Source organism: Mycobacterium sp., assembly GCF_052145595.1.
GTDB lineage: Bacteria > Actinomycetota > Actinomycetes > Mycobacteriales > Mycobacteriaceae > Mycobacterium.
In genome coordinates, this window is record NZ_JBKQOI010000245.1 from 1 (window position 1) to 9,644 (window position 9,644).

At 64.5% G+C, this 9,644-nt stretch carries 7 protein-coding genes and 1 pseudogene; 5 read left to right on the top strand and 3 right to left on the bottom strand.

Features of this window, described 5'->3' with window-relative positions; all coding sequences use genetic code 11:
* Window positions 1–295: 295 nt before the first annotated feature.
* Both ACLP4W_RS21440 and ACLP4W_RS21445 read left to right on the top strand, forming a co-directional pair.
* Window positions 296–3,265 (top strand): AMP-binding protein, encoded by a 2,970-nt coding sequence (locus ACLP4W_RS21440; protein ID WP_442389403.1) that lies wholly within the window; start codon window positions 296–298, stop codon window positions 3,263–3,265.
* On the top strand, window positions 3,265–4,905 hold the full coding sequence (locus ACLP4W_RS21445) for a GMC oxidoreductase (RefSeq protein WP_442389405.1): 1,641 nt from the start codon (window positions 3,265–3,267) through the stop codon (window positions 4,903–4,905). The genes ACLP4W_RS21440 and ACLP4W_RS21445 overlap by 1 nt, the downstream gene beginning before the upstream one ends.
* A 71-nt stretch (window positions 4,906–4,976) precedes the next feature.
* Here the strand turns inward: ACLP4W_RS21445 and ACLP4W_RS21450 are convergent, their stop codons facing one another.
* Both ACLP4W_RS21450 and ACLP4W_RS21455 read right to left on the bottom strand, forming a co-directional pair.
* The gene (locus ACLP4W_RS21450) at window positions 4,977–5,273 is read right to left on the bottom strand and encodes a hypothetical protein (RefSeq protein WP_442389407.1); all 297 of its coding nucleotides are present in this window, start codon (window positions 5,271–5,273) and stop codon (window positions 4,977–4,979) included.
* Between the two features lie 76 nt (window positions 5,274–5,349).
* Window positions 5,350–5,733, bottom strand: a complete 384-nt coding sequence (locus ACLP4W_RS21455) for a heme-binding protein (RefSeq protein WP_442389409.1) — start codon at window positions 5,731–5,733, stop codon at window positions 5,350–5,352.
* Between the two features lie 357 nt (window positions 5,734–6,090).
* Between ACLP4W_RS21455 and ACLP4W_RS21460 the strand changes: the two genes are divergently transcribed.
* The 3 genes from ACLP4W_RS21460 (at window position 6,091) to ACLP4W_RS21470 (ending at window position 9,234) form a co-directional block, all read left to right on the top strand.
* On the top strand, window positions 6,091–7,329 hold the full coding sequence (locus ACLP4W_RS21460; RefSeq protein WP_442389410.1) for a cation:proton antiporter: 1,239 nt from the start codon (window positions 6,091–6,093) through the stop codon (window positions 7,327–7,329).
* A gap of 260 nt (window positions 7,330–7,589) precedes the next feature.
* The gene (locus ACLP4W_RS21465; protein ID WP_442389412.1) at window positions 7,590–8,207 is read left to right on the top strand and encodes a hypothetical protein; all 618 of its coding nucleotides are present in this window, start codon (window positions 7,590–7,592) and stop codon (window positions 8,205–8,207) included.
* 649 nt (window positions 8,208–8,856) lie between these two features.
* The gene (locus ACLP4W_RS21470) at window positions 8,857–9,234 is read left to right on the top strand and encodes a YidH family protein (protein ID WP_442389414.1); all 378 of its coding nucleotides are present in this window, start codon (window positions 8,857–8,859) and stop codon (window positions 9,232–9,234) included.
* Window positions 9,235–9,305: 71 nt separating this feature from the next.
* Here the strand turns inward: ACLP4W_RS21470 and ACLP4W_RS21475 are convergent.
* Window positions 9,306–9,386, bottom strand: a pseudogene (locus ACLP4W_RS21475) (LysR family transcriptional regulator); the annotation flags it as partial.
* Window positions 9,387–9,644 lie beyond the last annotated feature (258 nt).

Consider the following 9,644-nt stretch of genomic DNA (forward strand, 5'->3'; position numbering starts at 1 on the left):
TCGCCGTTGTGAGGGATCCGCGCGCGCTCGGATTGGTGCTGTGCATCAGATCGACATTCTCCTGAACCAGTCAGTTTTGACTGGTTTGGAGGCTAGCGGTCGCGCTGCGGCGGGTCAATGGTCGGTCAAACGAAGAACTCGGAGGTCGCCTGTCCGGGCGCAGACGGCGACGTGCGCTCCTCGGACGGGAAAAGCCCGGCTACCAGCCCGGGGCGGAGCTATTGACCGACCCCGCGATCCCTGCTTTACTGGAACAATCTAGTCAGATCTGACTGGTTTTATGGAACGAGTCAACATGAACATCTCTAATCGAGCAGCTGCCCTCATGGGACGGGTGGGAATCGCCGAAAGGACCGACCAACTCGGTGCGGTGGCGATGAACGCGGCGCAGCTGCTCATGCACGGCGGGTTCGAGACGGGCGAGAAAGGCTCGCCGTTCGAGGTGGTTGCAAAGGAGCCGATGTACCGGCTGCGCCGGTATTTCCCGGATAGCGACAGCACCGGACGGCCGGCGGTGGTTCTCGTCCCGCCGATGATGTTCGTGGCCGACGTCTACGACGTGTCCTCTTCGTCGTCGGCGGTGAGCGTGCTGCATGAGCACGGCATCGACCCGTGGGTGGTCGACTTCGGCGCACCCGAACATGAGGAAGGTGGGCTGCAGCGGACGCTCGCCGATCACATCGTTGCGACTAGCGAGATCGTCGACCGGGTCCGGGACCTGACCGGCAGAGACGTTCACCTGGGCGGATACAGCCAGGGTGGCGTGTTCTCTTACTCCGTTGCCGCCTACCGCCGCGGTGCGGGGCTGGCAAGCGTCATCTCCTTCGGTAGCCCGGTCGACACCAAGTCGGTGGGCATATTCTCGTTGCCCGAACCGGTGATGGAATTCGCCGCAGACGCGATCGCAACGTTACTGGACCGCACGGGACTGCCCGGTTGGGCTACCCGCGAAGGCTTTCGGCTGCTCGATCCGGTCAAGAATGTGCGGTCACGAGTGCAGTTCCTGCGGCAACTGCACGATCGCGAAGCGTTACTGCCCAACGAGCGCCAGCGGCGCTTTATCGAGTCTGAAGGCTGGATCGCCTGGCCGGCTCCGGCGCTCGCCGACGCACTGCGGCAGTTCATCGCACAGAACCGGATGCTGTCTGGCGGCATGGTCATCGACGGGCAACCGCTGACCCTCGCCGACATCGAACGGCCCGTCCTGTGCTTTGTCGGCGAGAACGACCAGATCGGACAGCCCGAGGCGGTCCGGGCGATCCGCCGCGCGGCTCCGCGTGCCGAGATATACGAGGTCTCGCTGCCGGTCGGACACCTCGGCATCGTCGTGGGTTCAGCGGCAACGACCCGAACCTGGCCGACGGTTGCCGCCTGGGCATCGCATGTCGACAACGGCACGGAGATGCCCGAGATCATCGAGCCGATGGCCACCGAACCGTCGGAGGTCGCCTCCGACAGCAACGGACGCAACCCGCTCATCGCGGCGGTAGGCCAGGGATTGCAAGCCGGCTGGCGCTTGGGCGCGTCGACGCTCGACGCGACGTGGGCACTCACGGCGGGCGCCGCCGCTAATCTGCCGCGGCTGCTGCGCCTGGAATTGGTGCGCCCTGAGACGCGGGTGTCGCTCGGTTGCCTCCTCGACGAACGCGCCGAAGGCCACCCCGGTGCAGTCGGGTTCTTGTGGGAAGATCGCGCGCACACTCACGCTGCCCTGAAGACGCGTATTGACGCTGTGGTGGCGGGACTGCTGTCGGTCGGCGTGCGTCAGGGTGAACCCGTCGGCGTCCTGATGGACACCCGCCCCAGCATGCTTATCGCCGTTGCCGCGCTCGACCGGATCGGAGCGGTGGTCGTGTTGTTGCGCCCCGACGGGGCGTTCACCGAGGAGATCAAACTTGGTGGCACCGCGCGCATCGTGACTGACCCGGAACACGTCGACTCCGTCCGCGCGCAGACGGACGCCGAGGTGTTCGTGCTCGGCGGCGGCGGAGGACAACGGGACCTCGGCGTCGACGGCGTGATCGACCTGGAGCGCATCGATCCAGATGAAGTCATCCTCCCGACCTGGTATCGACCGAATCCCGGCCTGGCGCGCGAAACCGCGTTTGTCTTGTTCACCGGCGACGGTCCGTCGACGAGGGCGCGAATGATCACCAATGCCCGCTGGGCGCGGGCCGCCTTCGGAACCGCGACGTCGGCTGAGCTCGGACCGCGCGACACGGTCTTCAGTGTCAACCCGATCCACCACCCGTCGGGCCTCTTGATGTCCTTGGGGGGTGCCATCGCCAGCGGCGCCCGCTTTTCGATGGCGAGCCGCTTCGACCCCGACACGTTCTGGAACGAAGCCCGCCGCTACGGCGTGACCGTGGTGTCCTACACCTGGACACAACTCCGCGACCTCGTCGAGGCGCCACCGCATCCGGGTGAGCACCACCACACGATCCGCACCTTCATCGGCTCGGGGATGCCGGTTGGACTGTGGCACAGGGTCGTTGAGCGCTTCGCCCCGGCCCGGGTGGTGGAGTACTATGCCTCCGCGCAGACCGACGCGATCCTGGTCAACATGCCCGGCACAAAGGTCGGTTGCCTGGGCACCCCGCTTCCGGGCAGTCCCGAGCTGCGCATCGCCCGCATCGACGAAAAGACCCGGCAGCTGGCCCTTCGGGCCGACGGCTCCGCCGAGCAGTGCCGGCCCAGGGAAATCGGGATGTTGCTCTCCCGGGTCGAGCCGGGAATGTCGCAACCGTCGCGTCCGCTTCGCGGGCTATTCACTCCGGGAGACGCGTGGCTGCGGACCGGAGACCTCTTCTACCGGGATGAGGACGGCGACTTCTGGCTCGCAGGCAGTGCCGACTCGCTCGTCACTACCTCCCACGGGGTGGTCGGCGGGTCCGCGGTCGAAGACGCACTCGGCATCCTCGACGCGATCGACATGAGCGTCACATACGCCGTCCGTGGAGCGGACGGCGACGACCTCGCGGTCACCGCCGTCACGCTGCGATCCGGGCGATCGCTCGACGCCGAGGACCTCTCCGCAGCACTGAGCCAGCTGCCCCCGGACCGGCGACCGCATCTCGTGCGCGTTGTCGAGCGCATCCCAACCAGCACCTCGCATCGACCGCTGCCAAGCGCGTTCGCCCAAGGCGGCCGACCCGCGCCCGGCCCAGGGGTCTACCAACTGGATCCGCTCTCCGGCGAGTACCAGACAACAACAGTTGCAAAACCAGTCAGAACCGCCAACTCCCACGCGCGAAGGAGCCGATGATGAGCCAGGCACACGACTACGACTACCTGATTGTCGGGTCCGGCTTCGGCGGCAGCGTATCTGCGCTGCGCCTGGCCGAGAAGGGCTATCGGGTAGCCGTTTTGGAGTCCGGGCGTCGTTTCGAGGACCACGACTTCGCCGAGCGACTCTCACAGCTGCGCCGGACGATCTTTGCGCCGAAGCTGGGTTTGAACGGCATTCTGAGGATCACACCGTTCAAAGACGTCATGATCCTCAGCGGAAGCGGCGTGGGCGGTGGCAGCCTGGTCTACGCGCAGACCCTCTGGCGCGCCGGGGATGGATTCTTCGAGGACTGGCGCAACGTATGCGGGGACGCCCCGGATCTCGAAAAGTACTACGAATTGGCCGAGGGCATGCTCGGCGTCGTGACGCAGCCGCGGCGCACGCCCGCCGACGAAGCCATCGAGGCCATTTCCGTCGAGCTAGGTGTAGCCGACACCTTCCGCCCAGTCCCCGTCGGCGTCTACTTCGGCGAGCCCGGCGCGGTACACGCCGATCCGTACTTCGGCGGCGCCGGTCCGGCCCGGTCGGGTTGCATCGAATGCGGGTTGTGCCTGTTGGGATGCCGCCACAATGCCAAGAACACGCTGCCGAAGAACTATCTCTGGTTCGCCGAGCGCCTCGGTGTGCAGATCGATCCCGAACGCACGGTCACCTCGATCCGGCCGCTGGGGGCGGCGGACGGTTCAGACGGGTACGCCGTGACCAGCGAACGCACTGGCTCCTGGATTCGCAAGGACCGCCGCACGCAGACCGCACGCGGTGTCGTCGTAGCCGCCGGTGCCCTGGGAACCAACCAACTGCTCGCCCAATGTAAGAGGGACGGCGCGCTGCCGCGAATCTCTGACCGGCTCGGCCAGTTGGTCCGCACCAACAGCGAGGCGATGACCGCGGTGACCACACCGGACGACCGAGGATGGGGTCGCAGCGTTTCGATCACCTCGAGCATGCATCCCACCGGGAACAGCCATGTCGAAGCCGTCACCTACGGGCCCGGCGGCAACGTGATGGGTCTGATGTTCACATTGCTGACCGGCGATGGAACGAGAATCACCAGGCCGCTCAAGCTGCTCGCCCAGATCTGCAGGCACCCGATTCGATTTGTCCGCGTGACCAATCCGCGCGGCTGGTCACAGCGCTCGCTCATCACCGGCGTCATGCAGACCACCGACACATCGCTGTCGCTGGTGCCCAAGCGGCGGATAGTCGGCCGGCGGCTGCGGCTCACCACCCGCCAGGATCCGGACAACCCGACGCCCACCTTCCTGCCGGTGGCCAACGACATCGCCCGGCGGCTCGCCGACCGGACCGGTGGGACAGCGCAGAGTTGGCTGACCGAGGCGCTGTTCAACATGCCGATCACCGCACACATCCTGGGCGGTGCGGTAGCGGCCGACACCCCCGAGCACGGCGTTGTCGACCGCGAGCATCGAGTGTTCGGCTACCAGAACCTCTTTGTCTGCGATGGTGCGGTCATCCCGGCCAATCCCGGTGTGAATCCGAGCCTGACCATCACGGCGATGGCCGAGTGGGCGATGGCAGGAATCCCGGTCAAGCCGGGTACCCCGACGACAACGCCCCGCGCGGGGTTGATCCCCGCGAAACCGGCAGCAGTGTGAGCGTGTGCACCCCGACCCGCCCGGCGCTGCTCACCGGACGCCACGCGATCCGGTGGCGATATGGGAAGGGGTTAATTGCACCCGGCGGCGTTGACCCACCGACCGTTGTAGCTCACACATCCGGTGACGTTCGGGGGTGGCGGTGGGTCGTACGGCATGGGGGCGTAGTACGCCGGCGGCGGAACGTAAGGCGCAACCGCGTCGGCGACGTTCGCGCAGCCACTCACCGATACCCGTCGGCCGGCGCTTGCGCAGACGTCGGCGTTGGCGACCCCGGGTGTGCGAATTGTGATGATCGTCCCGGGGACGGCCACGAGCGCCAAGACGGTCGCCGCCGTGATAGTCCCTGACCGTTTCCAATGACTCATCTTGCTTGTCTCCTCACCGGCGTGACTGGCGTATCTATGTCGAGGGTGATGGTCGGGCGTAACACCACTTACGTGACTATTGACCCAAATTAGGTTGGTAATCGCAGCGATTTTTCAGGTCGGTGAGGGGTTGGCGGATCCCGTTGATTTCGGACTCAACCTGGGGGTTGGCGTTCATGTAGTTCTGGACGTCGCCGCGAATCTCCTCGTTCGGATGCCCACGAAGGCTGGTGAAGAAGTTGTTGACGTCCGGGTGAGTGAACAAGTAGACGCCCATCGCCGTCCCGACTGTGCCCGACGCCTGCGCCAGGTCGGCGGCCGTGCACCCAGGCGCCGGGACCGCAGGGGTTGGAGATGGCGGTGCGGGCGTGGGTTGAGCAAACGCCAACGAGGCACCCCCAAACAGCATCGCACCGGCCATCGCCGAAGTGCCGATCGCTCCCGCCAGTGCGCTACGCATGGCACGCCTTGAAAGCATCATGCTTGCTCCTTCTTATCGATACCACTCAGCTAAGCACAACAAAATAAGAGACTGCGGCGAGTAACAATTCGAAAGAAACGGCAAGAGCAAATCTTGCGGGCATCGACGGCGAGCGCCAATCCCACGCCTCGGCATCGGGTGTCGGCAGATTTCGAGACCGGTTGACCGGTCGAGGCATCCGGTGCTCGACGAATCCGCCAGCGGACGTTGACATCTCACCGCTGGTGGCGCAGCGAAGATCCAGGAGCGGCAGATTGAGGCGACACCGCAGACGCGGACCCCGGGGGCGTGTCGACGAGTGTCAGTATTGAGCCGACGCCGAGGCAGGAACAGAGAATGCACAATCAGACCGCGTTCGTCCTCACAGTTTTCGTGCTCTGCTACGCCGCCGTCTCCGGCCTGGTCCGACGCTGGTACCTGGCGCCCGCGCTGATATTCGTCGTCCTAGGGATAGTTCTCGGTCCGTCGTGCTTGGGGTTGATCGACGCGGGGTCCCACACGAAGGGTTTCACGGTCCTTTCGGAGCTGGCGCTGACGGTGATTCTGTTCAACCAAGCCTCCACGCTGAACCTGCGGACCGTGTTTCGGCGGGGCCATCTGCCAATGCGCCTGATGGCGATAGGAATACCCGTGACTATCGCCCTCAACACGGCAATCGCCGTCTTAGTGCTGCCGATGCTGCCGTTTTGGGAAGCCGTGTGCTTGGCCGTTATCGTGGCGCCCACCGAGGTGGCGTTGGTGGACGCCCTGCTCGAGGATCGGCGCATCCCTGAGCATGTCCGTCATGCGCTCTCAATTGAGAGCGGCCTTTATGACGGCTTTGCGCTGGCCGCTTTGCTGGCCGCGCTGGCGCTCGCCTCGGAGCAGACTCATCCCGCTCCGGTCCGCTGGGCCTGGTTCGCGTTTCGTACCGAGTTCGCCTCGCTGGCGATCGGCGTGCTCATCGGTGTGATCGGCGGCGTGGTGATCTCACGATCCAGTGCGCGCGGGTGGATGAGTGGCACCTGGGCGCAGCTGGCGACCCTGGCGCTCGCGCTCGTCTGCTTGGGGCTTGGCGAGCGGTTGCACGGCAGCGGGTTCGTCACCGCCTTCGTCGGCGGGTTGGCCTACGCAGTTGTTTCGCGCCGCAGCGGTACCCAGGTGGCGGCGACACAGGTCTCCGACGCGGCCGGCCAACTTCTCGAACTGCTGGTGTTCGCGCTTTTCGGCGCGCTGGCAGTCGTGCCGGCCTGGCGCGACGCTGGTTGGCGAGTTGTTGTTTTCGCAGCTCTCGCGTTGATCGTGGTACGTATCGCATCACTCGCGATCGCATTGGCTGGTAGCGGTTTGCCGAGGCGCAGCAAACTGTTCATGGGATGGTTCGGCCCCCGGGGAATTGGAACACTCGTGCTCGGCCTGATCGTGATCAAGGAAGGCGAGATACAACAGGGCACGTTGATCACTCAGGCCGTGGTTGTGATCGTCACGCTCAGCCTGATCCTGCACAGCATTACCGCTGCGCCGGGCATTCGACTCTGCCAGCAAGAAGACGACACACCAACCGACAGCCCACCGGAACGCCCAACAACGGTGTGATCGCACAGACCCACGACCGCGTCGTGTGGTGCTGGCGCTTCGTGTTGCTGAGGCTCCTGATTAAGCCGCGCACGGCGTGAGCGGCGGTCACTGCCGTCAGCAGTGAATTCCTGAATTGCAGCCCGGTTTCCTGCACCCGGACCTGAAATCGCGCACGGGCGCGGCGGGTCTGACACGATGACGCGGTGTCCGCACCCAACGGTCCCGCCCACGCGGCAGGGCCAAGCCTCCATCAGTTGACGACGCCGCGAGCGGCGGCCGTGGCCGGGGTTCTGTTCGCCTTGCTTTTCGGCGCCACGCTGATCCTGATCCGCTTGAAGATGCCAGAGGGAGTGGGTGACTCGGCGGAATGGCTCGACTCACAAAAAGACGGCATTTTAACGGCGACGAAGCTGATGCCGTTCGCCGGTATCACCTTCCTGTGGTTCATCGGCGTGGTGCGGGACAACCTCGGCCGCTACGAGGATCGGTTCTTCGCATCGGTGCTTTTAGGCAGCGGTCTGCTGTTTTTGGCGATGATGTTCGTCTCGACCGCAGTCGCCGCCGCGCTGGTGGCTACCAATGCGGGCGTCACCGATCCCGCGGCGCATGTCGAGGTGATCGCGTTCGGCAGGATGATCGTGGTGTCGGCCGCCAAAACCTACGCCATCCGAATGGCTGCCGTGTTTATGATTTCGCTGGCCACCATCTGGCTCAAGACCGGGCTGATGCCGCGGTGGCTCGTTGCCGTCAGCTATCTCGTGGCGCTCGGGTTGCTCATCGCGGGCGACGTCTCTATGTGGCTGACATTGGCATTTCCCGTCTGGGTGTTGGTCGTTAGCGCACTGATTTTGTTCCGCGCGGGCTACATCGACGAACAGCGTGCTGCCCTCGAGTGAGCGTGACTGTGCAAGGTCCTTATGGTGCCTTGCTATGCGCACGCTGAGTGCGAGTTGTGAACGGATGACGCCGCTTTCGCCTGATGCCACCGCCGACCCATGTCGCGGTTTATCTCTTGCTGCCGACGGGACCGCCCCGATCAAACTTGGCTTGGTTGCCCTCTCCGTCACGAAGACACCTTGTCGACGCCGCGCTAGCGTTAACGAAAGGTGAGGTTGAGTTCGTACGAACAGTGAGCAGCCGCTTCGGTCCGGCTCAGCAGCGTAGCGTCGGTCGCGTGCTCGGCACATCGGGCACGAGGAGAGTGGACACCAATGGCCGATGCGTCCGCATAATCAGCACCGGCACCGCTAGTCGCCCCGGGGCACTCACTTCAGTCGAAGTGTCCGGTCTAGATCGGGCAATCGCTCAGGCCACCCGGTGTTCCCAGAGGTCAAGTAGTTATCGACGGCGCCTGTGCGTTCCAACCAATAATGGACACCCCTCTGGCTCCGTTAGGCTTCCGAATGGCACCCTCAACGACGTTGTACTGTCCCTTAACCAAAGCGGGAGCGATCTCGGCCAAGGGGTGGCTTCGTCGGTGGCGGCGGTTGCGTTCTGGGCGGTGCACATGGGCGCTAGCCGCCGCCTCAATGGAAAGGCTGGAGAGTGGCAGAGCAACCCCTCGACGCCTCCACTCGTCTCGCGGCGCAACGCACACGCCTGGCTCAGGAACGAACCCTGATGGCCTGGATCCGAACGAGTACGTCTTTGATCGCTTTTGGTTTCACAATCTTCAAGTTTTTCGAGTATCTCGCAACGAATGAGAGGCGTCGCGAACCGATCCTTAGTCCCTGGGTCGTCGGGATGATTATGATCCTGGTGGGCCTTACGGGTTTAACGCTGGCGTGGATTCAGCATCGCCAGGAGATGAAGGTACTACGGGCAGAAGTTGGACCCATGCCGTACTCGATAGCGGGCATCATGGCCGGCTTCATCGCCGGTCTGGGTGCCATCGCGCTGATCCTCGTGGCCTTCAGGCTGTAGCGCTTCGCGTGATTCGCCAAACTGGGCACAATTCGCGCCATAATTGCCGACTTACCCAGTACCTCATCGCTTTCTCGCGCTTTGATGCGCTGGCTGATCGCCGACGTGGTGACGTGTAGCCGACCGGCCGCGGCATCAAAACTGTCCAACAACGACTTGAGGAGGTAGCCGGCTTCCGCCCTGGCCGCGACTGGTTGTCCGTTCGACGACGGCGAGATCTGAATGCGAGCGACAGGTTTCGATTCGGAAACCGTGTGCGTTCTGGGATATGCCGCATGCGGGACAGCCGCGGCGGTGCTGACTGGCGAGTTCTCCGAATGTTTGTCATCAACGGGCTGTTGTCGATCGGTGAGACGGCCTAGGGTGGGGTATCGGGCCCACGCAGACGAGCTCGCCGTGTAGCCGCCCAC